The following is a 22,894-nucleotide window of genomic DNA, read 5'->3' as shown; positions in this document are numbered from 1 at the left end:
GGTGCAGGCAGGGGGTGGTGGGTGCTAACGGGGTCGAACCGCTGACATTCGCCTTGTAAGGGCGACGCTCTACCAACTGAGCTAAGCACCCGTGCATTGCAACGAAGGCCGCATTATACCGAAACATTTTTTTACTGCAAGAGCCAACAAAAAAATGTTTGTATGTGTCGTTGGCTGTCTCAGCTTAAACCGTCAGTCGTTTAGTGATATTGATTAATTGCAGTGAAATATCGGCCATGCCGGTTTTGCGTTTGTCTGCCATCTCCGACAATAGCAAATAGGCTTGCTCTTCGCTTAGGTCGCGTTGGTGCATCAAAATCTCTTTTGCCGAGTCGACCAGTTTCTGGTCTTCTATACTCAGAATCATCGGCGATGTTGGGATTGTTGAAGCTGACATCTTGGTAGGTGCAGGTCTCATTACTTATTCATTAAAAATAGTCTAGTACGATTTAGCAATCTGCATGCCAGTTGGTGATTTTTTGTTAATCTAATGATTTTAAAAGGTAATGTCCCTGGTTTTGAGGTTGGTTCAGTTGTTTGTTGCTCTCTATGTATGCACCATGGCAGTGCCACTGCACCACATCCACAGTGTTCAGGCGCGGCGATGTTTTTTGCGTGCAGAGAGCCTTTTTGTTACAGTGCAAATCATTAAAAAAACAGGAAAAAAGTCATCATGATGAAAGCCTTTTGGAGTCGCGCAGGCTGGGCTGGTTTAGCTTTGCTGGGGGCCGTTGCGCTGGCACGTGTTGCCATGGCGCGCGGGGAGTCATTAAATGCGTTGTGGTTGATGACGGCTGCAGTGTGTGTCTATTTGATTGGCTATCGCTTTTATTCAGCCTGGATTGCGGCCAACGTGCTGGCGATTGATGCGACCCGCGCCACGCCAGCGGAGCGTTTAAATAATGGCCGCGATTATGTGCCTACCCATCGCTGGGTCGTATTCGGTCATCATTTTGCAGCGATTGCCGGGCCAGGCCCGCTGGTTGGGCCAACACTAGCGGCACAGTTTGGCTATCTGCCTGGTACCTTGTGGATATTGATCGGGGCGGTGCTCGGTGGGGCCGTGCAGGATATGGTCTCCTTGTTTTTGTCTACGCGGCGCAACGGCCGTAGTCTGGGGCAAATGGCCCGTGACGAAATTGGGGCGATAGGCGGCACCGCCGCGTTGATCGGCACTTTTCTGATCATGATTATCCTGATTGCAGTATTGGGGCTGGTCGTGGTGAACGCCATGAAACATAGCCCATGGGGGACTTCTACCGTCGCCGCCACTATCCCAATCGCCATGCTGGTGGGCGTTTATATGCGCTATCTGCGACCAGGCCGCGTGCTGGAGGCTTCTTTGCTGGGGGTGGTGTTATTGCTGGCGTCCGTGGTGTTTGGGGGCTGGGTAGATCATCACCCGGTGTTGGCAGCATGGTTTGATCATGACGGCCTGCCGCTTGCGTTTAGCGTGATTGCCTATGGCTTTGCGGCGGCGGTGTTGCCCGTCTGGTTGTTGTTGGCGCCGCGTGATTATTTATCTACCTACATGAAGCTGGGCACGGTGTTAATGCTGGCGATTGCGATTTTGTGGCTGCGCCCGGAAATCCATATGCCAGCCATCACGCCTTTTATTGATGGTAGCGGCCCTATTTTTGGCGGTAAATTGTTCCCGTTTGTGTTTATTACCATTGCTTGCGGCGCAATTTCTGGCTTTCATGCGCTGATTGCCAGTGGCACAACGCCCAAGCTGATCAGCAGTGAAGGCGATATCCGCATGATAGGCTACGGCGCGATGTTGCTGGAGAGTTTTGTCGCCATCATGGCCATGATCGCCGCCACCGTGCTGGAACCAGGCGTGTATTTCGCCATCAACAGCCCGGCTGGGGTGGTAGGTAAAGAAGCACTAGATGCGGTGAATACCATCAGCAGTTGGGGGTATGAGGTGAGTGTGGCACAGATGCAGCATTTAGCCAGCGCCATGGGCGAGAGCACCCTGTTTGCGCGTACCGGTGGCGCGCCCAGCCTGGCCGTAGGCATGGCCAGCATTTTGGGCACGGTGTTTGGTGAGCACTTACTTGCATTGTGGTATCACTTTGCCATTATGTTTGAGGCGATTTTCATCCTCACTACGCTGGATGCAGGCACCCGTGTTGGCCGCTTTATGCTACAAGATATGCTCGGTAATTTGCATCCCAAGCTGGGGGAAACCTCTTATACGCCGTCTGTGATTCTGACCAGTGCGTTGGTCGTGGCGGGCTGGGGCTATTTTCTGTATATCGGCGTCATTGACCCGAATGGTGGCGTTAATATCCTATGGCCCTTGTTTGGCATTGCCAACCAGATGCTGGCCGCGATTGCGCTCTCAGTCGCCACCGGCATTCTGATTAAATCCGGTAAGGTCAACAAGGCTTGGATCACCGGCTTGCCACTGTTCTGGTTGCTGGCGATTACCACCACCGCGGCTTATGAGAAGATTTTTAGTGATGATATTCGCGTCGGATTTTTTGCGGCAGCGAATGATTTGTCACACAAGTTGTCCATTGGTTCATTACCGCCAGAAAAAGCAGCGGTGGCCCCACAATTGATTTTTAATCAGCAACTGGATGCCTGGCTGACACTGTTTTTTGTGCTCATGCTGTGGGTGGTGGTGTTGGATATGCTGCGTATGAGTCGGCGTAAATTGGCTGGCCTGGCTGTGTTGCCAGACAGCGAAGCGGCTTATGTGGCAAGCAGATTGATTTAAAAAGGATTAGCGATGCGCAAATTAATCAGTGTTTGGCAACGTGTTCGGCAATTGTCTGGTGATGATGCTTATGAGCGTTATCTGGCGCATTATGCCGAGCATCACGCGCAGGCGAATGCGGCGCCACCCTTGAGTCGCGCCGCCTTTTTCAAGCAATGGCAAGATCAACAATGGACGGGAGTCAAGCGATGCTGTTAACAGAAGGCGATATTTCACGCATCATTGAAATGGCATGGGAAGACCGCACGCCATTTGAGGCAATCAAACATCAATTTGGCCTCGGCCAGGCAGAAGTGATTGTGCTGATGCGTCAGCAGTTAAAATCTGGCGCATTTATTTCATGGCGCAAACGGACGCGCGGGCAACAGACCAAACATGCGGCTTTGCGTAGTTCCGTCGTTAACCGACACTGTTCATCCTTTCAGCACAAACAAGTGCGGCCTTAGCATTTTTTATCGCCCGCGCCGAATGTAACAAACCTGTTTCAGGCGCGCAGGCGGCTGCGGATTCAGTTAAAATAAGATTTTAACGACTGTCCTAGTATTTCTCATGCCTAAATACCGTTCTCACACGACGACCCAGGGTCGTAACATGGCTGGTGCTCGCGCGTTATGGCGTGCCACCGGCATGAAAGATGAAGATTTCTCCAAGCCGATTATCGCGGTGGCTAACTCGTTTACCCAGTTTGTGCCTGGCCATGTCCATTTAAAAGACATGGGGCAACTGGTTGCGCGCGAGATCGAGAAGGCTGGCGGCGTCGCCAAAGAGTTTAATACCATTGCTGTGGATGACGGCATTGCCATGGGCCATAGCGGTATGTTGTATAGCTTGCCTAGCCGCGACCTGATTGCGGATAGCGTGGAATACATGGTCAATGCACACTGTGCCGATGCGCTGGTGTGTATTTCAAACTGCGACAAAATTACGCCTGGCATGCTGATGGCAGCCTTGCGCCTGAATATTCCGGTGGTGTTTGTGTCTGGTGGCCCAATGGAAGCCGGCAAAGTGAACTGGAATGGCGAAGTGCGCAAGCTGGACTTGGTGGATGCCATGGTGGAAGCTGCTGATAGTCATGTCAGTGATGCTGAAGTGGCTGAAATCGAGCGCTCTGCTTGCCCAACCTGTGGTTCTTGCTCTGGCATGTTTACTGCCAACTCGATGAACTGCCTGACAGAAGCCTTAGGTTTAAGCTTGCCAGGCAATGGCTCAACCCTGGCGACACACGCTGCGCGTAAGCAATTGTTTTTGCAAGCAGGTCGCTTGATCGTTGAGCTGGCCAAGCGTCATTATGAGCAAGATGATTACAGTGTCTTGCCACGCAGTATTGCCACCATGCAGGCATTTGAAAATGCCATGAGCCTGGATGTGGCCATGGGCGGTTCAACCAATACCGTGCTGCATTTGCTGGCCGCTGCGCATGAGGCGGGAGTGGATTTCACCATGAAAGACATCGACCGTATTTCACGCCAAGTGCCTTGCGTGTCTAAAGTGGCGCCTGCCACCAGCAAATATCACATGGAAGACGTGCACCGTGCCGGGGGCGTGATGGGTATTCTGGCAGAGCTGAATCGTGCCGGTGTCATCCATACTGAAGTGCCAACCGTTCATAGTCCTAGTATGGGGGATGCATTGGCTAAATGGGATATCGTCACCACGCAAGATGAAGAGGTGAAAAAATTCTTCCGCGCCGCGCCTGGTGGCATTGCTACGACCATTGCATTCAGTCAAAGCATGTTATGGCCAACCTTGGATGATGACCGCGAAAATGGTTGTATCCGTAACAAGGCACATGCTTATTCACAAGATGGTGGTTTGGCCGTACTTTACGGCAATATTGCGCTGGATGGCTGTATTGTTAAAACCGCTGGTGTGGATGACAGTATCCTCAAATTTAACGGTCGTGCCCGCGTGTTTGAAAGTCAGGATGCGGCAGTCGACAGTATTTTGAATGATGAGGTTGTCGCCGGGGATGTGGTGGTGATTCGCTACGAAGGCCCGCGTGGTGGCCCTGGCATGCAAGAGATGCTGTATCCCACCTCGTACCTGAAGTCTAAAGGCCTGGGCAAAGCCTGTGCCTTGCTGACCGATGGCCGTTTTTCAGGCGGCACCTCTGGGTTGAGTATCGGCCATGCCTCACCAGAAGCGGCCGAAGGCGGCGCGATTGGCCTGGTGCAAGAGGGCGATACCATTGAGATTGATATCCCTAACCGCACCATACACCTGGTGATTACTGACGAGGAAATGGCGCACCGCCGTGGCCAGATGGAGGCCAAAGGCCGTGATGCCTGGAAACCATTAAACCGTGAGCGTGTGGTTTCGCCAGCCTTGCGTGCGTATGCAGCCATGAGTACCAGCGCTGCCAAAGGTGCGGTGCGTGATGTGTCACAGATTGAGAGAGGGAAATAATGAGCGACGAATGTAGTGTCCTGGCCAAGACGATGGAGATGACCAAGCGCATGACTTTGCATGCGCATGTCACCCAGTGGCAGGATGAAAATGGCTTGCAGTACCTGGAAATTGATAATCCGCTGGCCACAGGCAAAATTGCTCTGCAAGGCGCGCATGTCATGCAGTGGCAACCTAAATTCCTGTCGAATCCGGTGCTATGGTTGTCCAGCAATGCACGCTATGTCAAAGGTCGCTCTATCCGTGGTGGCACACCGATTTGCTGGCCATGGTTTGGTGCACACCCGACTGACAGCACCTTGTGTCCACACGGCTTTGCGCGTGTGATTCCCTGGCGCGTGATGGATATTGATGCCACGCCGACCGGCGCGACGCGCATCATTCTTGAAATGCAGCAAACACCAGAAGCGCAGCGCCAGCTGTCTTACCCGTATGAGCTGACGTTGACGATTACCATAGGCCGTCGTTTGCGGATTGACCTGGCGACGACCAACCTGGCTGAGCATCCGTTTGTGATCAGTGAAGCGTTCCACACTTACTTTAATGTCAGTGATTTATCCAACGTTAAAATCACTGGCATGCAAGACCTGGTCTACCTGGATAAATTGCTCAAGTACGAGCGCAATGTAGAACACAATGCGCTGACATTTGACGGCAAAGAATACGACCGTGTCTATGTGCACCATAGCTCCGATTGTGCGATTCATGACAGCGGCTTTAACCGCATTATTCATGTCTCCAAATCCGGCAGTGATACCACCGTGGTATGGAATCCGGGCGCCGAAAAAGCCGGGGCCATGGGCGACATGGGCGTCGGTGAAGAGTGGCGCAAAACCATTTGTGTGGAAACCACCAACGCCATGGATAACATGGTGGTGATTAACCCGGGACGCAAGCATATCCTCAGCGCGGAATACTCGATCGAGACCTTGTAACGTTATTGTGACGCCTGTCAACCGTAGCGTTGCACGTGCGTTTTTAGCTTGTTGGCAAAACGCCAAACCGGTTGAAATTATATGAATCACCGTTGCTTTTCACGGTTTTTCTATTGTGGATTTTGTCTGGTCAGGTAATATGCCACATGCATGAGAATTGCATTACGGGGTTCTATTTGTTTAGAGGATATTCAAGGAGATCGCATGAAAGTTTTATTATCCGCAATCGCAGCAGCGACTTTGTTGATGGCTGGTTCAGCACAAGCTGCAGACGCAGCAGCGGCTAAAGCATTGGCTCAAAAAAGTGGTTGTTTGGCATGTCACAGCGTTGATGCAAAAGTATTAGGTCCAGCATACAAAGATGTTGCTGCTAAATACAAAGGCGACAAAACTGCAGAAGCTAAATTGATTGAAAAAGTCAAAAAAGGCGGTGCTGGTGTTTGGGGTAATATCCCTATGCCTGCTAACAGCCCACAAGTGAAAGACGAAGACATTAAGACCATCGTTGAGTGGGTATTGTCTCTGTAATTTCAGCTTTGCTGTGATTCAAAAAAGCCGACGCATGCGTCGGCTTTTTTTTATGGCTGCTTAGGCGCGTAACTTACTATGTCGTAACGAGTAAACAAAGTAAAAAATCACACCGATGATGGCCCAGGAGATAAAGCGATGCCAGGTCTCTGCCGGTAAAAAAGACATCAGTGCTGCACATGAGAGGATGCCGCCAAGAGGAATCAAAGGATTAAAAGGATTCTTGAACGGCCGCGCCAGGTCAGGATGCGTTTTGCGTAAACGCATGACACCAAAGCACACCATGATAAAACTGGCCAAGGTGCCAATATTGACGGTTTCCGCCAGCTCACCCAAGGGGATAAACCCCGCCACAATAGACACAACAATGCCGCACATGAGGATGATTTTGCTCGGTGTTTGCCGCTCTGGGTTGACTGCTGAAAAAACGGGCGAGATCAAACCGTCGCGGCTCATGGCAAACAGAATACGCGTCAGCCCATACAGTAACACCAGTAACACGGTAATCAGTCCAGCCAATACGCCAGTGGCAACCAGTGTCGAGGACCAGGTATACCCTAGCTTGGTCAGGGCATAAGCCACCGGAGACGAGGTGTTGAGCTCGGTGTAAGGGATTACGCCGGTGAGGGTGCCAGATACGATGATATAAATAATGGTGCAAAAGGTCAGTGAGGCGATCAGGCCAATGGGCAAGTCACGTTGTGGTTGCTGGCATTCCTCAGCCGCCGTCGACACGGCATCAAAGCCAAAATAAGCAAAAAACACCAGCGAGGCCCCGGCCAGTACGCCTATGTTTTTGCCATTGTCCAGCGTTTCAAACCAGCCGAATGGCATAAACGGTTGCCAGTTGGCGGTGCTGATATGGCCGACAGATAAAGCCAGAAAAATCGCGATGGTCGATAACTTGATAATCACCATGATGTTATTGGCGCGGGCGCTTTCCTTGACGCCGACCATCAGCAATAAGGTCAAGATCCAGATAATGGTAAAGGCAGGCAAGTTGATGCTGCCACCTAGAATCGGTGCCTTGGTGAGGTGCTCGGGCAAATGCCAGCCGAGGTTACTCAAGGTGTTAACAAAATAGCCCGACCAGCCATTAGCCACTGCGGCGGCACCAACGCCATATTCCAGTAACAGCATCCAGCCCATCATCCAGGCCGCAAACTCACCAAATGCGACATAGCTATACCCGTAAGCGCTGCCGGAGCCACCAATCGAAGACGATAACTCTGCATATGAGAGCGCAGCAAAGCCCGCAGCGATGGCGGCAATAATGAATGAGAGGACGACGGCAGGGCCAGATTGTGTGGCCGCGGCTATGCCGGTGAGGACGAAGATGCCGGTGCCGATGGCGCCGCCTATGCCTAGTAAGGCCAGGTCAAAGGCGGTTAAACATTTTTTGAGACCGGTGTGCGCATGTGCTTGGATTGGTTTTTTGCGCAATAATTGTTCTAACATTGATTGATTCTCCCCTTGTTTGCCTAGGGTAAAGCAATCGTTGTACCAGCGTCAATGCTGGTGAGACGTTAGCTGGCGTAATGTTGCTGCAGTGTGGCAATCATGTAGCTATGGTCGAGCACGCCTGCGCTTTCGCGGATGCTATGCATGGCCCACATCGGGTTGCCGACATCGACCGTGGCGATGCCTAGCTGCGCGGCCATGATGGGGCCGATGGTGCTGCCGCAACCCAAGTCAGTGCGGTGTGCATATTGCTGGTGCGGCACCTTGGCCTGTTCGCACAATTGGATAAAGCGCGCCGCAGTGACGGCATTGGTGCTGTAACGCTGGTTGGCGTTGGTTTTGATCACCGGGCCCTGGTTGATGTGAACATGGTGGCATGGCTCATAACTACCAGCGTGGTTAGGTTGAAACGCATGCGCCATGTCGGCACTGATAAAAAAGCTATTGGCGAAGCTGCGCAGTTGATCTTCTTGCGTCAGGCCTGAAGATAGGCAGATGCGATTGATCACATCCAGCAAAAAACTGCCGCCTGCGCCGATGGCACTTTCAGAGCCGACTTCTTCATGGTCGAATAAGGCGCAAATGGTGGTCGCTGCGGGTTTTGGGTTCTGAATTAACGCCTCAAGTGCGGCGTGGCAAGACGCCAGATTATCCAATTGGCTGTTGGCGATGAACTCTTGTGCTATCCCCCAGAAGCTGCCTTTTTGGGTGTCATAGAGTGCTAAATCCCAACCGGCGATGGCTTCTGCTGGTACGGCCAGTTTTCCGGCAAGGGTCTCTGTCAGTAATTGTTTGGCGACGGCGGTATTGGCGGCATGGCCAAAAATCAATGGCAAACCGGTTTGCTTGTTCAGCACCAGGCCTTTGTCGTTGACTTCGCGGTTCATGTGGATGGCCAGGTTTGGCAGGCGCGCAATCGGCTGGTCTAGCCGCACCAGGCGCGTTTCCAGGCCTTGCGCGCCACGTATCACCACACGTCCGGCCAGGCTTAAGTCGCGGTCGGTAAATGTGGCCAAAATCGGGCCGCCATACACCTCGACGCCTAGTTGCGCTGTCCCTTCGGTGCTGTAGGCCGCTTGCGGTTTGAGGCGCAAGCCAGGGGAGTCGGTATGTGCGCCCACGATGCGAAAACCGCTATCGGCAATCGCTTGTTGGCCCAGGGTAAAAGCAATGATGGAGCCGCCATCACGCACCACAAAATATTTGCCGCCTTGTTTAAACTGCCAAGGCTCATTCTCACGCAGGTTTTTAAAGCCATGCGCCTTGAGTTGATTGGCGACAGCTTCAACCGCGTGCCACGGGCTGGGGCTATGATCAATAAAGTCCAGCAGGGCTTGCGCGTGTTGTCTGGCTTCTATTGAAATTTGCATGCTTACACCCAGTCTTTCTCAATCAAAAAGTCGCTATACAGTTTGGCTTCTGCACTGTTGGCTTCCGGGCTCCAGTCATAGCGCCATTTCACAATCGGCGGCATGGAGAGCAAAATGGACTCGGTGCGGCCATTGGATTGCAGGCCGAAAATGGTGCCACGGTCAAAAATCAGGTTGAATTCGACATAACGGCCACGCCGATAAGCCTGGAAGTCACGCTCGCGTTCGCCATAAGCGGTGTCCTTGCGACGTTGCACAATCGGCAAATAGGCATTGATAAAAGCATCGCCAATCGCACGTTGCAGGGCAAAGCTTTTCTCAAAGCCTAATTCACTAAAGTCATCAAAAAACACGCCGCCAATGCCGCGTGGCTCTTTGCGATGCTTGAGATAAAAATATTCGTCGCAGTGTTTTTTAAACGCTGGATAATATCCAGCGCCAAACGGTGCTAACGCCTCTTTGTTCACGCGGTGAAAGTGGATGCAGTCATCCTCAAACCCATAATAAGGCGTGAGGTCCATGCCGCCGCCAAACCACCAGATATCCTCTTCGCCTGCGTGCTGGGCTTTGGCGACAAAAAAGCGCACATTCATATGTACCGTCGGCACATAAGGGTTGTGCGGGTGAAACACCAGCGAGACTCCCATCGCTTCCCAAGGCCTGCCTGCGGCCTCGGGGTGGGCGATACTGGCAGCCGGGGGTAGTTTATTGCCAAGTACGTGTGAAAAACCAACGCCGGCGCGCTCAAACACGTTGCCGCCTTCGAGCAGGCAAGAGTTGCCACCACCGCCTTCAGGCCGTTGCCAGCTGTCTTGCAAAAAGTTTTTGCCGTCAACAAGCTCGACGGCTTCTACAATGCGTGCCTGCAACCCTTGCAGGAAGTCAAACACGGCTTGAGGCTGGATCTGGTCTGTCATGGTCGTGAGTGCTAATGGCGCTTAGTTTTTGATGGCGCGGTAGCCAATGTCTTTACGGTATTGTGCGCCGTCGAACTGGATCTGCTCGAGCACTTTATAAGCTTGCTGTTGCGCGAATTTAACCGTTTCACCTAAGGCAGTCACGCACAATACGCGGCCACCACTGGTCACCACTTTGCCATCTTTGAGTGTGGTGCCGGCATGGAACACATGGCCGTCTTGCACGTCTTTTGGCAAGCCGGTAATTTCGTCACCCAGTCTTGGGCTATCTGGGTAGTTGGCGCTCGCCATCACTACGCCCAAGGCAAAGCGCCAATCCCATTCGGCTTTGGCTTGGTCTAATGTGCCGTTCACGGCATGTTCGGCCAGTTCAACCAGGTCTGATTTCAGGCGCATCATAATCGGTTGCGTTTCCGGATCACCCATGCGGCAATTGAATTCCAGTGTTTTGACCTCGCCGCTTGGGCTAATCATTAAACCGGCATACAAAAAGCCGGTATAAGGAATACCGTCTTTGGCCATGCCTTCAACGGTAGGCACGATGATTTCGCGCATGGCTTTGGCGTGAATCTCTGGCGTGACCACCGGGGCTGGCGAATAAGCCCCCATGCCGCCGGTGTTCGGGCCCTGGTCGGCATCGAGCAGGCGTTTGTGGTCTTGGCTGGTTGCTAAAGGCAAAATGTTTTTACCATCCACCATGACCATAAAGCTGGCTTCTTCACCGGTTAAAAACTCTTCGATTACCACACGGGCACCAGCATCGCCCAGTTTGTTGTCGGACAACATAGCGTCAACGGCGTTATGGGCTTCTTCCAGCGTCATGGCGACGACGACGCCTTTACCCGCAGCGAGGCCGTCGGCTTTGATCACAATCGGTGCGCCATTAGCGTCGATGTAAGCGTGGGCTTCTGCGGCATCGCTAAAGGTTTGGTATTTAGCGGTAGGAATATTGTGGCGCACCATAAACGCCTTAGCGAAGTCTTTGGAGCTTTCCAGATGTGCTGCCGCCTTGGTCGGGCCAAAGATTTTTAAATCTGCGGCGCGAAAAGCATCGACCACGCCTTGTGATAGTGGCGCTTCCGGGCCAACGATGGTCAGCGCGATTTGCTCGTCCTCGGCAAACTTCACCAGTTCATCAATTTTGGTGATCGGCACGTTGACCATGTCCGGGTTGGTGGCTGTGCCCGCGTTACCAGGCGCGACATAGACGCGGCTCACCTCTTTATTTTGTGCTACCTTCCATGCCAACGCGTGCTCGCGGCCGCCGCTACCAATCACTAAAATTTTCATATTTATCACATGCCTAAAGTTATAGCCACAGAGGGCACAGAGGGCACAGAGTAGACATACAGCCAGTGGTCTTTTTTGCTAGCTGCAGCTCTCTGTGTCCTCTGTGATCTCTGTGGCAATTAGAATCATTAATGTCTAAAGTGACGAATGCCCGTCACTACCATGGCCAAACCACGTTCGTCCGCCGCGGCGATGACTTCTTCGTCGCGCATGCTACCGCCCGGGTGGATGACGCAGCTGGCACCGGCATCGGCCAACACATCGACGCCATCACGGAACGGGAAGAAGGCATCAGAGGCGACTACAGAGCCTTGCAAACTCAGGCCCGCATTTTGTGCCTTGATAGCGGCGATTTTGGTGCTGTCGACACGGCTCATCTGCCCTGCGCCTACGCCCAGGGTCATGCCATTTCCACAAAACACAATGGCGTTAGATTTCACATATTTGGCGACGTTCCAGGCAAACAGCAGGTCTTGCATTTGTGCTGGGGTCGGTTGGAGTTTGGTGACGATTTTGAGATCAGCCAGTTGCATCTCATGGTTGTCGGCAGATTGCAGCAAAATACCTGAACCAACGCGTTTGGAGTCGACGGCATTGCGGCCTTGCTCCCAGGCAGTGTTGCCGCTCTGTGGCAAAGCGATTTTCAATACGCGCACATTGGCTTTGGCTGTGAAAATAGCCAGCGCTTCTGGCGTAAAGTCAGGCGCAATCAATACTTCTACAAACTGCTTGCTCACGGCTTCAGCTGCGGCGCCATCCAGTGTGCCATTAAACGCAATAATGCCGCCAAAGGCTGAGGTTGGGTCGGTTTTGAGTGCTTTGCTGTAGGCTTCCAGCGCATTGGCGCCTAGCGCAACGCCGCAAGGATTGGCGTGTTTCACGATGACACATGCCGGGCCGGTGAAAGATTTGACGGCTTCCCAGGCGGCATCGGCATCGGCGATGTTGTTATAGCTGAGCTCTTTGCCTTGCAGTTGTTGCGCAGTGGCCAGGCTGCCAGGGGCTGGGTACACATCGCGGTAAAAAGCCGCTTGCTGGTGGCTGTTTTCGCCGTAGCGCAGGTCTTGTACTTTGACAAAACTGCTGTTCATCTGGCCTGGGAACTGGCTCATGACCGGTTTGCCAGCCGTTTCAGTTTCGGCAAAGTCGATGGCGGACAGGTAGTTGCTGATGGCCGCGTCGTATTGCGCAATGCGGTTAAAGGCAGCAACAGACAGTTTAAAGCGCGTCGCTTTTGAAACCGCACCGTTGTTGGCTTGCAATTCATTCACCACTTCAACGTATTGCGCCGCGTCGGTCAATACTGCTACGTCATTCCAGTTTTTAGCGGCCGAGCGCACCATGGCCGGGCCGCCAATGTCGATATTCTCAATGGCGTCTTCCAAGGTACAGTTGGCTTTGGCCACCGTCGCTTCAAATGGATACAGGTTTACTGCCAGCAAGTCGATGTTTTCGATGCCATATTGCTGCATGGCAGCCACGTGTTCAGGCAAATCACGGCGGCCCAGTAAGCCACCATGCACTTTCGGATGCAGGGTTTTGACGCGGCCGTCCAGCATTTCTGGAAAACCAGTAAAGTCGCTGACTTCTTTGACCGGAATCTGGTGGTCGCGGAACAGTTTGGCGGTGCCGCCCGTAGAAAGGATTTCTACACCAAGCTGGTGCAGGGATTGTGCCAGTTCGAGCACACCGGTTTTATCGGAGACACTGATAAGCGCGCGTTTAATTGTCATAATGAATAGAGTGGAGTTGCGTGATAAAGAAAATGAAAAGGTCCGATGAGTCAGCTCATCAGACCCGGTTTAGTCTATTCGAGGCCGTAGGCGGCCATTTTTTTTCTCAAGGTATTGCGGTTAATGCCCATCATGTCTGCGGCTTTGCTTTGGTTGCCGCCGACTTTGTTGAGGACGTATTCCAGCATCGGTTTTTCAACGCAACCTAACACCATGTCGTAAATGGCATGCGGCGGTTGTCCGTCCAGGTGGGTGAAATAATCGTCCAGTGACTCGCGCACGGCGAGGCTCAGTTTGCTATCGGTCTGCATTATGCCGCCAACTCCTCATTGCCATTGTTTTCGCTATCAGCGTCGTCGTTGTCGACATAGACCAGGCGGTCATTCTTCGCTTTGAGTTCGGCAAAAAAGTCGTTAATGGCCTGCAATTGCAACTCTATCGTTTGCAGAGTATTCATGTTGTGGCGAAAAGCCGCAGAGCCAGATAAGCCTTTGGTGTACCAGGAAATATGTTTACGGGCGACACGCATGCCGGTCAAGTCACCATAAAAATCATATAAATCATGCAGATGCTCTAGCATGACTTGGTGAATTTCATCGACAGTGGGCGGCAGCATATGCTCGCCAGTGGCTAAAAAGTATTCGGTTTCACGAAAAATCCAAGGGCGGCCTTGCGCGGCACGGCCAATCATGACCGCATCGGCCTGAGTGTAATCAAGTACAAATTTGGCTTTTTCCGGCGTGGTGATGTCGCCGTTGGCGATGAGGGGAATGTTAATCGCCTGTTTGACGGCGGCAATGGTGTCGTATTCTGCGTCACCATGATATAGGTCGTTACGCGTGCGGCCATGAATGGTCAGTGCCTGCACGCCAAGGTCTTCCGCCATTCTGGCAATTTGAATTGCGTTTTTGTTTTGTCTGTCCCAGCCGGTGCGAATCTTGAGTGTGACTGGCACATCTACTGCATTGACTACCGCCCTGAGGATTTGTGATACCAGTGGCTCGTCACGCAGCAAGGCAGAGCCTGCCATCACATTACAGATTTTTTTGGCTGGACAGCCCATGTTGATATCAATGATTTGTGCACCATTGTCGACATTGTGTTTGGCCGCTTCAGCCATCATCGCTGGTTCTGCCCCGGCAATTTGTACCGAGATCGGGCTGACTTCGCCCTCGTGGTTGGCGCGGCGCTTGGTTTTTTCACTGCCATATAACAAAGAGTTGGAGGTGACCATCTCTGAGACGGCGAGGCCTGCGCCCATTTTTTTGCACAGCATGCGGAAAGGGCGATCAGTGACCCCCGCCATAGGCGCGACCACTAGATTGTTTTTCAGAATGTGTGAACCAATTTGCATGTGATTGAAAAAACAGTGAAAAAGACCGACTATTTTAACTGCAAATCACGCTTCAGGGAATCCGTAATAAGAATTATTGCTTATTTTTTACGCAGGTTGATATGTGTGTCTATCAGTTGCAACGCACGGTCGCGGAATAAAGTGCCTTCGGTATCCTTCACCCACATATGTAACAAGCCGGAGAAAAACAGGTGGGTGTCCATTGCCAGTTCGGCAGCAGAAAGTTGCGTACCCACTTGGCCAATTTCTTGCGCTTTGGCATAGGCCTGTTCCAATTTGTGCACCAGTCCGCTACAGTTACTTAAAATAGACTTGAGTACATCGGCAAATTCGTCGACATATTCGCATTTAGTCATCATCACTTCATAGGTGGCGCGTGTTGTCTGGTCGTTGTCGAGAATCTGGATGGTGCTGGCCAGATGCTTGCGGATGCGGCCTAGTGGGTCTATCGTCGATTCGTCGGCGTTGCCAAGCAAGGTATCATCCATGCGGTCAATCAGCGGGAGATAAACCTCTTCGCGCATGGCATGAAATAGCTCGGCCTTGTTTTGAAAGTGCCAATAAACGGCGCCACGCGTGACACTGGCGTGGGTGGCAATTTGTTCCAGGCTGGTGCGGCTCACCCCTTTTTGCAGGAACATCTCCCGCGCCGCATCAATAATGCGTTGGCGGGTGATTGCAGCATCTTCTTTGGTTTTACGTACCATCAGTTTCTATCGCTCGTTTAAGATTCATTAAAGTTTCTTGTATGTCTGGTATTTTACCAGTTGGTACGGGTGCGCTGTTTTAGATGGTTAAATCCGCAACTTTTTTGCAAAACCCATTTACATACATTCATGTTTGTATATAATATACATCCAAGATTGTATGTAATCAAGTCTATTTTAAAAATTTTTAGAGGATAACATGTTGATTTCACAGACTATCCAGCCTCGTCGTACGCTGCTTGTGCTTGCTTTAGGCGTTATATTGAGTGCTTGCGGAAAATCATCCAACGAACAAACTCCTGCGGCAGGCGGCATGCCAGCGATGCCTGTGACGGCACAAACAGTCACGGCAGAAACTGTGCCGGTGCAAACCGAAGTGGTTGCGCAAACAGAAGGCGCCAAACAAATTGAAGTGCGTCCGCGCGTAGGCGGCATCGTCTTGAAACGTTTGTATCAAGAAGGCGAGCCGGTGAAAGCCGGTCAGGATATGTTCCTGATTGACCCGATGCCTTTTCAATTACAAGTTGAACAAGCCAGGGCGCTGATTGCACAGCAAAAAGCCCGTATTGAACAAACGGCGCGCGAAGCGCAGCGTCTAAAAGGCTTGCTGGAGACAAAATCGATCAGTCAGCGCGAGTATGACAATGCGGTCTCTGATAACTCGGTGGCGGCAGCAACGTTGCTGCAATATCAGGCACAGCTGCGTGAGGCTGAGCTCAATTTGTCTTATACCCATGTGAAAGCGCCAGAAAGCGGCATCGCCGGACGGTTTGTGTTGTCTGAAGGCGCGCTGGCCAGTGCGAACACCACCTTGCTAAGCACCATTGTGCAAGTCTCGCCTATTTGGGTGCGTTTCAGTTTGTCTGAATCTGACCTGCTGACATTAGGCGGGCATTTGACGCCAGGGCGGGTGCAGGATGTAAAACTGATTTTGGGTGACAACAGCGAGTATCCACAATCAGGCAAAATCAACTTTTCTGCCAGCCAGATTGATCCGGCATTGGGCACGCAACAGTTACGGGCTGAGTTTCAGAACCCTGACCGTGCATTGCTGCCAGGGCAGTTTGTGCGTGTGCGTTTAGTCACAGGCAAGCGCGATGGTGTCTTCCTGATTCCGCAAACAGCGGTACTGACGGGGCAACAAGGTAAATTTATCTTTGTGGCCGAAAAAGACAAAGAAGGCAAAACCGTGGCAGCCGTACGGCCGATTGTGGCAGGTGGCTGGTTTAACGATCGCTGGATTGTGCTGGATGGCTTGAAAGCGGGTGATCAGGTGATTGTCGATAACCTGATTAAAGTCCGCCCGGGTGCGCCAGTCGCACCGCATGCGGCAGACGCGGCGCCTGCTGCGGCTCCTGCAGCCAAAAGCTAATTGGCACCACGTTTAAGTTTGTTTTGATTTAATCATGTTATCTGGGGCCTGAGTTTACGATTCAGGCCCGTCTCAGGAAAAACGATATGACCCGATTTTTTATCACACGGCCGATTTTTGCCAGCGTGCTGTCTATCATCATCGTGTTGGCAGGGTTGGCAGCGGCATTTAAATTGCCGATTGCACAATATCCGCAAATTGCGCCGCCAACCGTGTTGATTACTGCCAGCTACCCTGGCGCCAGTGCTGAAACACTGTCTAAAACTGTGGCAGCACCGATTGAAGAGCAGTTAAGCGGGGTGGAAAACCTGCTGTACTTTAACTCTAGCTCAGACAGTAGCGGCACGTTAACCATTACCGCCACGTTTGATATTGGCACCAATGTTGACCAGGCGACGTTTAACGTCAGCAACCGCGTCAATATTGCCTTGCCGCGTTTGCCAGAAGATGTGCGCCGAACCGGCGTGGTGGTGCAAAAGCGCTCCAACGACATTTTGCTGGTGGTGATGCTGATCTCGAAGAAAAAAGAGCATGACCGTTTGTTCTTGAGTAACTACGCCACGCTGAATGTGCTGGATGAGTTTAAACGCATCAAGGGCGTCGGCGATGTCACCATTTTTGGTGGCCAGGATTACTCCATGCGCGTGTGGTTGCGTCCTGACCGTATGGCGCAACTGGGCGTGTCCACCAGTGATATTTCTGCTGCCATCGGCGCGCAAAACGCGCAGTATGCAGCGGGTAAAATTGGTGCTGAGCCAGCCACGCCTAACCAGCAACTGGCGTTTACCGTGACTGCTAAAGGCCGCTTAATCGAGCCAGAAGAGTTCGGTAACATTATTATTCGTGCACAAGGCCCTAACGGTGTGCTGCGTCTGAAAGATGTGGCGCGCATTGAGTTGGGTGCACAAACTTACAACGTGGCGTCTGCACTCAATGGTCAGCCCGGCGTCGCCTTGCCTATCTTTTTGCAAACGGGGGCTAACGCGCTCGAAACCGCTGAAGCCATCAAGGCCAAAGTGGACGAGTTGAAGCTCAAGTTTCCAGAAGGCATGGACTACAACATTCCTTACGACACCAGTGACTTTGTGAAAGCGACCATCAAAGAGGTGTTTCATACCTTTGGGGAAGCGCTGATTCTGGTGGTGTTGGTGGTGTTCCTGTTCCTGCAAAGCTGGCGCGCGACCCTGATTCCGATGATTGCGGTGCCAATTTCAATTATTGGTACGTTTGCCGGATTGTATCTATTCGGTTTTTCTATCAACCTGCTAACGCTGTTTGCCATGATTCTGGCGATTGGTATTGTGGTGGATGACGCGATTGTGGTGCTGGAAAACACCGAGCGCCTGATGAAGGAAGAAAACCTCAATCCTTTGCATGCGGCGATTAAATCTATCGCCCAGGTACAAGCCGCGGTGGTGGCGATTGTGCTGGTGTTGTGTGCGGTGTTCGTGCCGGTGGCTTTCCAGGGCGGTATTGCCGGTGAGCTGTATCGCCAGTTTGCGGTGACCGTCGCCATTTCAGTGGTGATTTCAGGCGTGGTGGCGTTGACGCTGACGCCAGCACTATGCGCGATGATTTTGAAAAACGGCCACCATGAGAACGCTTTTTTCAAAAAATTCAACCAGGGCTTTAATCGCCTGACTAACCTGTACACCGGCACCGTGAACCTGACGCTGCATCACAAGGTAATTGGTGCAGTGGTGTTTGGTGCCATGGTGGTGGTGATGATTTTCCTGTTCCGTGCCGTGCCGGGTGGCTTTGTGCCGCCAGAAGATCAGGGCTATGTGATCAGTATTGTGGTGATGCCGGATGGCGCGACCTTGAAGCGCACCTCGCAAACCACAGAAAATATCCGCGCGGCTGTTGCGAAAGACCCGGCCACTGCGCATGAGTTTGCAGTGAACGGCTTTGAGTTGCTGACCGGCGCTAACAAAACCAATGCGGCGACCATGTTTGTGCGAATGACCGATTGGGATAAGCGCACAACCAATGCTGACCAGATGGTGGGCAAGCTGATTGGTATCGGCATGAGCCAGCCAGATGGCATGGGTTTTGCCGTGAACCCACCTGCGATTCGCGGTTTGGGCTCTGCCGGTGGTTTTGAGGTTTATGTACAAAGCCATGGCGATACTGATCCGATCAAGCTGGCGCAAGTCATGAATAACTTTATGGATGCGATGCGTGCCAATCCGCAACTGACTGGGATTAACAGCTTTTTCCGTCCAACGGTGCCACAGCTATTTATTGAGGTGGACGAAGCCAAGGCCTTGTCACAAAACGTGAAGATTGCGGATATTTACGCCACCTTGCAAAGCACCATGGGCTCGCTCTACGTCAACGACTTTAACCGTAGCGGCCGCACTTATCGCGTGCAGTTGCAGGCTGAAGCTGATTACCGCATGAAGCCTGAGGACTTGGGCAAAGTGTATGTGCGCAGCCAGCCAACGGCAGAGAGTCCGGATGGCAATATGATCCCGATGTCTGCGTTGGCGAAAGTCAGCAATATCGTCGGTGCTGAGCAATTAGAGCGTTACAACGGTCTGCTGTCTGCCAAGGTATTTGGTAGCGGTGCGCCTGGTGTGAGCTCGGGTGACGCGATCAAACTGGTGGAAAAAATTGCCAAAGAAAACCTTCCAGACGGCTACCAGATTGCCTGGACTGGTCAGGCTTATCAGGAAAGACGTACCGGCTCTGCGGCATTAGTCGCGTTCGGGTTCGCCACCATCATGGTATTCCTGATTTTGGCTGCACAGTTTGAAACCTGGGCCTTGCCGTTGGCGGTGATTATGGCGATTCCGTTTGCGATGACGGGAGCCTTGATCGCAGTGCTGACACGTGGCATGAACAACGACATTTACTTCCAAATCGGGCTGATCACGCTGATTGGTTTGGCGGCGAAAAACGCGATTCTGATCGTGGAGTTTGCCTCGCAAAAAATGGAAGAAGGCATGCCGTTGGCTGAAGCGGCACTGGAAGCTGCCCGTCTGCGTTTCAGACCGATTGTGATGACATCGATGGCGTTTATGCTGGGCATTATTCCGCTGGTATTCGCCACCGGTGCCGGTGCGGCAGCGCGTCAGTCTATGGGGACCGGTGTGTTTGGCGGTATGCTGCTGGCAACCTTTATTGCCACCATCTTTATCCCGTTGTTCTTTACCTGGCTGACCAATGAGAAAAAAGTGCGTCACCATGGGCATATTGTAGAAGAGGAATCGGTATGAAACCGACAATGAAGTTTGCATTAAAACCATTACAGCAGTCGTTGCTGCTGGGGCTGCTGACCTTGTCTATGGCAGGTTGCCAGATGCTGGGTGATTTGTATTCACGTCCGGCGCCACAGCTGCCAGAAAAATATGACTCGGCCAATGCTGGTTTGTCTAACGCGGCGCAGCAAGTCGCCTTGCAACAATGGTGGACGCTGTTTAATGACAGCCAGTTGAACCAGTTGATAGACACCGCGCTGGTTAAAAACAATAACGTGCAACTGGCCGTGGCACGAATTGAAGAAGCCGATGCCCAGATGCGTGAAGTTGGCGGCAACCTGCTGCCTACCGTCACCGCCACTGGTTCAGGATTGCGTAACCGTGTGACTGAATCAGGGGTGTTTCCGGTGTTTGGCAACAACCCGCGTAAAACCTACAAAATCGGCTTAAACGGTAGTTATGAGCTGGACCTCTGGGGCAAACTACGTCGCGCTAACGAAGCGGCACGTGCGCAACTGCTGGCAACACAATATGCCAAAGAATCGGTGACCTGGTCATTGTCCAGCCTGGTGGCGAACAATTACCTTGCGATACGCAGTCTGGATGCCCAGTTGCGCGTGAATGAGCAAAACCTGACCACCGCACAAGAAAGCCTGGACCTGGCGAAGCGCCGGGTGGAAGGCGGGGTGGCAACTGTGCTGGATGCGCATCAGGCAGAGCTGGTGGTGACGACCTTGCAAACGCAGATCGTAGACCTGAAAAGATTGCGCGCCTTGAGTGAGCATCAGCTAGGTTTGCTGACCAACGACCTGGGCTTGAAGATTGCGCCAGGCGACCTGATGGCGATTCCAACACCGCCAATCGTGCCGACCGGCCTGCCTTCAGAGCTGATGGAAGCACGTCCTGATGTACGCCAGGCGGAGCAGGATATGGTCTCCGCCAATGCCAATATTGCCGTGGCCAGAGCAGCGTTTTACCCGAGCATTTCGCTCTCAACCACTTACGGTGGTGAAAGTATCGCGTTGAATAACTTGCTCAAATCGCCCGCCCGCGTTTGGTCACTTGGTTTTGATGTTAACCTGCCAATTTTTAACGGCGGGCGCCTGAATGCGCGATTGGATCAAGCCACTGCGCAACAGAAGCAAATGGTCGCGACCTATCAAAATACTCTGCAAACGGCGTTTACCGAAGTGAGCGATGCACTCAATAACGTGCAGCAATACCGCGAACAGGAGGTGTTGGCAGAGTCCAAAGAAAAAACCACTGGCAATATTCTGCGTGTGGCTAAAAATCGCTACGAAGCAGGCTATACAAGCTATCTGGAAGTGCTGGATGCCCAGCGTAACCACAATGAGGCGACACAGGCTGTGGTGCAGAGCCGCCAGAATACCTTGACTGCCTCCGTGGATTTATTCAAGGCACTGGGTGGCGGCTGGAAGCCTGATAGCGTCACGGCCGAGGCTAACGCTAAAAAGTAATTGTTTAAGTTTTATGTGTGAGCTAACCGGGGTAACGAGCTATCGTTACCCCGGTTTTTTTATGGGCACAGCAAACTCGGCTGGCATTTTTAAGAGGCCTGCATGTAAGATGCTGGCATGACCACCCCTTCATTAAAGCATATCGCCTTTGCCAGCTTTATCGGTACCGCCATCGAGTTCTACGATTTTTATATTTATGCCATGGCCGCTGCGCTGGTGATCGGGCAGGTGTTTTTTCCTGCCAGTGACCCGGCTATGCAGTCCTTGAATGCACTGCTCACGTTTGGCTTGGCATTTATTGCACGCCCGGTGGGCGCGTTGCTGTTTGGCCATTTCGGTGATCGTATCGGTCGTAAATCGACGCTGGCTGCGTCTTTATTGGTGATGGGCAGCGCCACTTTTTTGATTGGTTTGCTGCCTGGTTACGCGAGTTGGGGTGTTTGGGCGCCGATTGTGCTTTGCCTGCTCAGGGTTGCACAGGGCATCGGCCTCGGTGGCGAATGGGCTGGGGCGGCGTTGCTGGCCACCGAGTATGCGCCCGCGCACAAACGTGGCTGGTATGGCATGTTTCCGCAACTGGGGCCGTCAATTGGGTTTTTACTGGCGACGCTGACCTTTCTGGGCCTGAGTTTGAGTTTAAGTGAGGCCCAGTTTGAGCAATGGGGCTGGCGCGTACCGTTTATCATCAGCGCGGCACTGGTCATGGTGGGTTTGTATGTCAGGTTTAAGCTGGCCGAAACGCCGGTATTTGCCCAAGCGCAATCAGCACAGCACTTACACCGCTGGCCGTTAAAAACACTGTTGCTGCAACATGGGCGCGCCATCGTACTGGGGGCGTTGGCCATGGGCGTGTGTTATAACCTGTTTTACACGGCAACAGTGTTTTGCCTGAGCTATGGCACACAAACCCTGCATATTGCGCGGCCCTTATTTTTAGGTTTGTTATGTGTGGCGGTGATGGGCATGGCACTCGCAACGCCGCTCGCGGCGTGGTGGGCAGACCGTATTGGCAGGCGGCCGGTGCTGATGATCGGGCAGGGGTTGGCGCTGTTGCTGGGATTTGCATTGGCCCCCTTGTTGGGCAGCGGTGAATGGTTATGGATATTGGTGTTTTTATTCTCGGCGCTGTTTTTGATGGGGGTGACGTTTGCCCCCATGGGCGCGTTTTTACCTGAGCAGTTTCCGGTAGCGGTACGCTACAGCGGTGCCGGTCTAAGCTATCAGTTGGGCGGTATTTTAGGCGCTTCTTTTGCACCTGCCATTGCGCAGTCTCTGGTGCAGCAAGGTGGTTTGCCCTGGGTCGGCGCCTATATGTCGCTGATGGCCGCCATCAGTCTGCTGGCGGTGTGGCAAATGTCATCGCCCGGGCAGCAAGACGCTGCGATGTAGCGCTGGCGAGCAGGTATAATGCA

General features: G+C 52.6%; 19 protein-coding genes and 1 tRNA gene. 10 read left to right on the top strand and 10 right to left on the bottom strand.

What is annotated here, in order from left to right:
• Window positions 1-15: 15 nt before the first annotated feature.
• Together E6Q52_RS06550 and E6Q52_RS06545 are read right to left on the bottom strand one after the other, a co-directional pair.
• A tRNA-Val gene (locus tag E6Q52_RS06550) sits at window positions 16-91 on the bottom strand.
• Window positions 92-184: 93 nt separating this feature from the next.
• Window positions 185-418 (bottom strand): ANTAR domain-containing protein, encoded by a 234-nt coding sequence (locus E6Q52_RS06545; RefSeq protein ID WP_292820043.1) that lies wholly within the window; start codon window positions 416-418, stop codon window positions 185-187.
• 258 nt (window positions 419-676) lie between these two features.
• Between E6Q52_RS06545 and E6Q52_RS06540 the strand changes: the two genes are divergently transcribed.
• The 6 genes from E6Q52_RS06540 (at window position 677) to E6Q52_RS06515 (ending at window position 6,597) form a co-directional block, all read left to right on the top strand.
• Window positions 677-2,728: a carbon starvation CstA family protein gene (locus E6Q52_RS06540; RefSeq protein WP_292820118.1), complete on the top strand. Its 2,052-nt coding sequence runs from the start codon at window positions 677-679 to the stop codon at window positions 2,726-2,728.
• 12 nt (window positions 2,729-2,740) lie between these two features.
• Window positions 2,741-2,926: a YbdD/YjiX family protein gene (locus E6Q52_RS06535; protein ID WP_292820041.1), complete on the top strand. Its 186-nt coding sequence runs from the start codon at window positions 2,741-2,743 to the stop codon at window positions 2,924-2,926.
• Entirely contained in the window at window positions 2,917-3,174 is a 258-nt protein-coding gene (locus E6Q52_RS06530) for a TIGR03643 family protein (RefSeq protein ID WP_292820039.1), read from the top strand. Before E6Q52_RS06535 ends, E6Q52_RS06530 begins: the two co-directional genes overlap by 10 nt.
• 103 nt (window positions 3,175-3,277) lie before the next feature.
• Window positions 3,278-5,134 (top strand): dihydroxy-acid dehydratase, encoded by a 1,857-nt coding sequence (ilvD, locus tag E6Q52_RS06525; protein ID WP_292820037.1) that lies wholly within the window; start codon window positions 3,278-3,280, stop codon window positions 5,132-5,134.
• A complete protein-coding gene (locus tag E6Q52_RS06520) occupies window positions 5,134-6,069 on the top strand; it encodes a D-hexose-6-phosphate mutarotase (RefSeq protein ID WP_194740378.1) in 936 nt (311 codons plus the stop codon). The genes ilvD and E6Q52_RS06520 overlap by 1 nt, the downstream gene beginning before the upstream one ends.
• A gap of 204 nt (window positions 6,070-6,273) precedes the next feature.
• The gene (locus tag E6Q52_RS06515; protein WP_194741069.1) at window positions 6,274-6,597 is read left to right on the top strand and encodes a c-type cytochrome; all 324 of its coding nucleotides are present in this window, start codon (window positions 6,274-6,276) and stop codon (window positions 6,595-6,597) included.
• A gap of 60 nt (window positions 6,598-6,657) precedes the next feature.
• On the opposite strand, the gene E6Q52_RS06510 is transcribed toward E6Q52_RS06515, so the two are convergent.
• The 8 genes from E6Q52_RS06510 to E6Q52_RS06475 form a co-directional block, all read right to left on the bottom strand.
• Window positions 6,658-8,055, bottom strand: coding sequence for an amino acid permease (locus E6Q52_RS06510; protein WP_292820034.1), 1,398 nt, complete (start codon window positions 8,053-8,055; stop codon window positions 6,658-6,660).
• A gap of 68 nt (window positions 8,056-8,123) precedes the next feature.
• On the bottom strand, window positions 8,124-9,428 hold the full coding sequence (locus tag E6Q52_RS06505; protein WP_292820032.1) for a M18 family aminopeptidase: 1,305 nt from the start codon (window positions 9,426-9,428) through the stop codon (window positions 8,124-8,126).
• A 2-nt stretch (window positions 9,429-9,430) separates the two neighbouring features.
• Complete coding sequence (gene hemF / locus E6Q52_RS06500; RefSeq protein ID WP_292820030.1) at window positions 9,431-10,345, bottom strand: oxygen-dependent coproporphyrinogen oxidase; 915 nt, start codon at window positions 10,343-10,345, stop codon at window positions 9,431-9,433.
• A 21-nt stretch (window positions 10,346-10,366) separates the two neighbouring features.
• The gene (gene purD / locus E6Q52_RS06495) at window positions 10,367-11,635 is read right to left on the bottom strand and encodes a phosphoribosylamine--glycine ligase (RefSeq protein ID WP_292820028.1); all 1,269 of its coding nucleotides are present in this window, start codon (window positions 11,633-11,635) and stop codon (window positions 10,367-10,369) included.
• A 128-nt stretch (window positions 11,636-11,763) separates the two neighbouring features.
• Window positions 11,764-13,368 carry a bifunctional phosphoribosylaminoimidazolecarboxamide formyltransferase/IMP cyclohydrolase gene (purH, locus tag E6Q52_RS06490; RefSeq protein ID WP_292820026.1) on the bottom strand — a complete coding sequence of 535 codons (1,605 nt, stop codon included), beginning with the start codon at window positions 13,366-13,368 and terminating at the stop codon, window positions 11,764-11,766.
• A gap of 74 nt (window positions 13,369-13,442) precedes the next feature.
• Window positions 13,443-13,679 (bottom strand): helix-turn-helix domain-containing protein, encoded by a 237-nt coding sequence (locus tag E6Q52_RS06485; RefSeq protein ID WP_029148035.1) that lies wholly within the window; start codon window positions 13,677-13,679, stop codon window positions 13,443-13,445.
• Window positions 13,679-14,722, bottom strand: a complete 1,044-nt coding sequence (gene dusB, locus E6Q52_RS06480; protein ID WP_292820020.1) for a tRNA dihydrouridine synthase DusB — start codon at window positions 14,720-14,722, stop codon at window positions 13,679-13,681. The genes E6Q52_RS06485 and dusB overlap by 1 nt, the downstream gene beginning before the upstream one ends.
• An 80-nt stretch (window positions 14,723-14,802) precedes the next feature.
• Entirely contained in the window at window positions 14,803-15,429 is a 627-nt protein-coding gene (locus tag E6Q52_RS06475) for a TetR family transcriptional regulator (RefSeq protein ID WP_292820018.1), read from the bottom strand.
• A 199-nt stretch (window positions 15,430-15,628) separates the two neighbouring features.
• Between E6Q52_RS06475 and E6Q52_RS06470 the strand changes: the two genes are divergently transcribed.
• The 4 genes from E6Q52_RS06470 to E6Q52_RS06455 all read left to right on the top strand — a co-directional run bounded on the left by E6Q52_RS06470 (window position 15,629) and on the right by E6Q52_RS06455 (window position 22,871).
• Window positions 15,629-16,801, top strand: coding sequence for an efflux RND transporter periplasmic adaptor subunit (locus E6Q52_RS06470; RefSeq protein WP_292820016.1), 1,173 nt, complete (start codon window positions 15,629-15,631; stop codon window positions 16,799-16,801).
• Window positions 16,802-16,887: 86 nt separating this feature from the next.
• Window positions 16,888-20,022, top strand: coding sequence for an efflux RND transporter permease subunit (locus E6Q52_RS06465; RefSeq protein ID WP_292820013.1), 3,135 nt, complete (start codon window positions 16,888-16,890; stop codon window positions 20,020-20,022).
• Window positions 20,019-21,482 carry an efflux transporter outer membrane subunit gene (locus tag E6Q52_RS06460; protein WP_292820010.1) on the top strand — a complete coding sequence of 488 codons (1,464 nt, stop codon included), beginning with the start codon at window positions 20,019-20,021 and terminating at the stop codon, window positions 21,480-21,482. The genes E6Q52_RS06465 and E6Q52_RS06460 overlap by 4 nt, the downstream gene beginning before the upstream one ends.
• Before the next feature lie 117 nt (window positions 21,483-21,599).
• A complete protein-coding gene (locus E6Q52_RS06455) occupies window positions 21,600-22,871 on the top strand; it encodes an MFS transporter (protein ID WP_292820007.1) in 1,272 nt (423 codons plus the stop codon).
• Window positions 22,872-22,894: the final 23 nt, after the last annotated feature.

It is taken from the genome of Methylophilus sp., assembly GCF_008015755.1.
Lineage (GTDB): Bacteria > Pseudomonadota > Gammaproteobacteria > Burkholderiales > Methylophilaceae > Methylophilus.
Note: the sequence above shows the minus strand (reverse complement) of the source record. Positions and strands in the feature narration are given on the sequence as shown.

Coding starts and splice junctions, on each gene's coding strand:
- E6Q52_RS06515 (WP_194741069.1), top strand. CDS start 6,274: ATGAAAGTTTTATTATCCGCAATCGCAGCAGCGACTTTGTTGATGGCT.
- E6Q52_RS06475 (WP_292820018.1), bottom strand. CDS start 15,429: ATGGTACGTAAAACCAAAGAAGATGCTGCAATCACCCGCCAACGCATT.
- E6Q52_RS06530 (WP_292820039.1), top strand. CDS start 2,917: ATGCTGTTAACAGAAGGCGATATTTCACGCATCATTGAAATGGCATGG.
- E6Q52_RS06455 (WP_292820007.1), top strand. CDS start 21,600: ATGACCACCCCTTCATTAAAGCATATCGCCTTTGCCAGCTTTATCGGT.
- E6Q52_RS06510 (WP_292820034.1), bottom strand. CDS start 8,055: ATGTTAGAACAATTATTGCGCAAAAAACCAATCCAAGCACATGCGCAC.
- hemF (WP_292820030.1), bottom strand. CDS start 10,345: ATGACAGACCAGATCCAGCCTCAAGCCGTGTTTGACTTCCTGCAAGGG.
- E6Q52_RS06460 (WP_292820010.1), top strand. CDS start 20,019: ATGAAACCGACAATGAAGTTTGCATTAAAACCATTACAGCAGTCGTTG.
- E6Q52_RS06465 (WP_292820013.1), top strand. CDS start 16,888: ATGACCCGATTTTTTATCACACGGCCGATTTTTGCCAGCGTGCTGTCT.
- E6Q52_RS06520 (WP_194740378.1), top strand. CDS start 5,134: ATGAGCGACGAATGTAGTGTCCTGGCCAAGACGATGGAGATGACCAAG.
- E6Q52_RS06470 (WP_292820016.1), top strand. CDS start 15,629: ATGTTGATTTCACAGACTATCCAGCCTCGTCGTACGCTGCTTGTGCTT.
- dusB (WP_292820020.1), bottom strand. CDS start 14,722: ATGCAAATTGGTTCACACATTCTGAAAAACAATCTAGTGGTCGCGCCT.
- E6Q52_RS06505 (WP_292820032.1), bottom strand. CDS start 9,428: ATGCAAATTTCAATAGAAGCCAGACAACACGCGCAAGCCCTGCTGGAC.
- purD (WP_292820028.1), bottom strand. CDS start 11,635: ATGAAAATTTTAGTGATTGGTAGCGGCGGCCGCGAGCACGCGTTGGCA.
- E6Q52_RS06485 (WP_029148035.1), bottom strand. CDS start 13,679: ATGCAGACCGATAGCAAACTGAGCCTCGCCGTGCGCGAGTCACTGGAC.
- ilvD (WP_292820037.1), top strand. CDS start 3,278: ATGCCTAAATACCGTTCTCACACGACGACCCAGGGTCGTAACATGGCT.
- E6Q52_RS06535 (WP_292820041.1), top strand. CDS start 2,741: ATGCGCAAATTAATCAGTGTTTGGCAACGTGTTCGGCAATTGTCTGGT.
- E6Q52_RS06545 (WP_292820043.1), bottom strand. CDS start 418: ATGAGACCTGCACCTACCAAGATGTCAGCTTCAACAATCCCAACATCG.
- purH (WP_292820026.1), bottom strand. CDS start 13,368: ATGACAATTAAACGCGCGCTTATCAGTGTCTCCGATAAAACCGGTGTG.
- E6Q52_RS06540 (WP_292820118.1), top strand. CDS start 677: ATGAAAGCCTTTTGGAGTCGCGCAGGCTGGGCTGGTTTAGCTTTGCTG.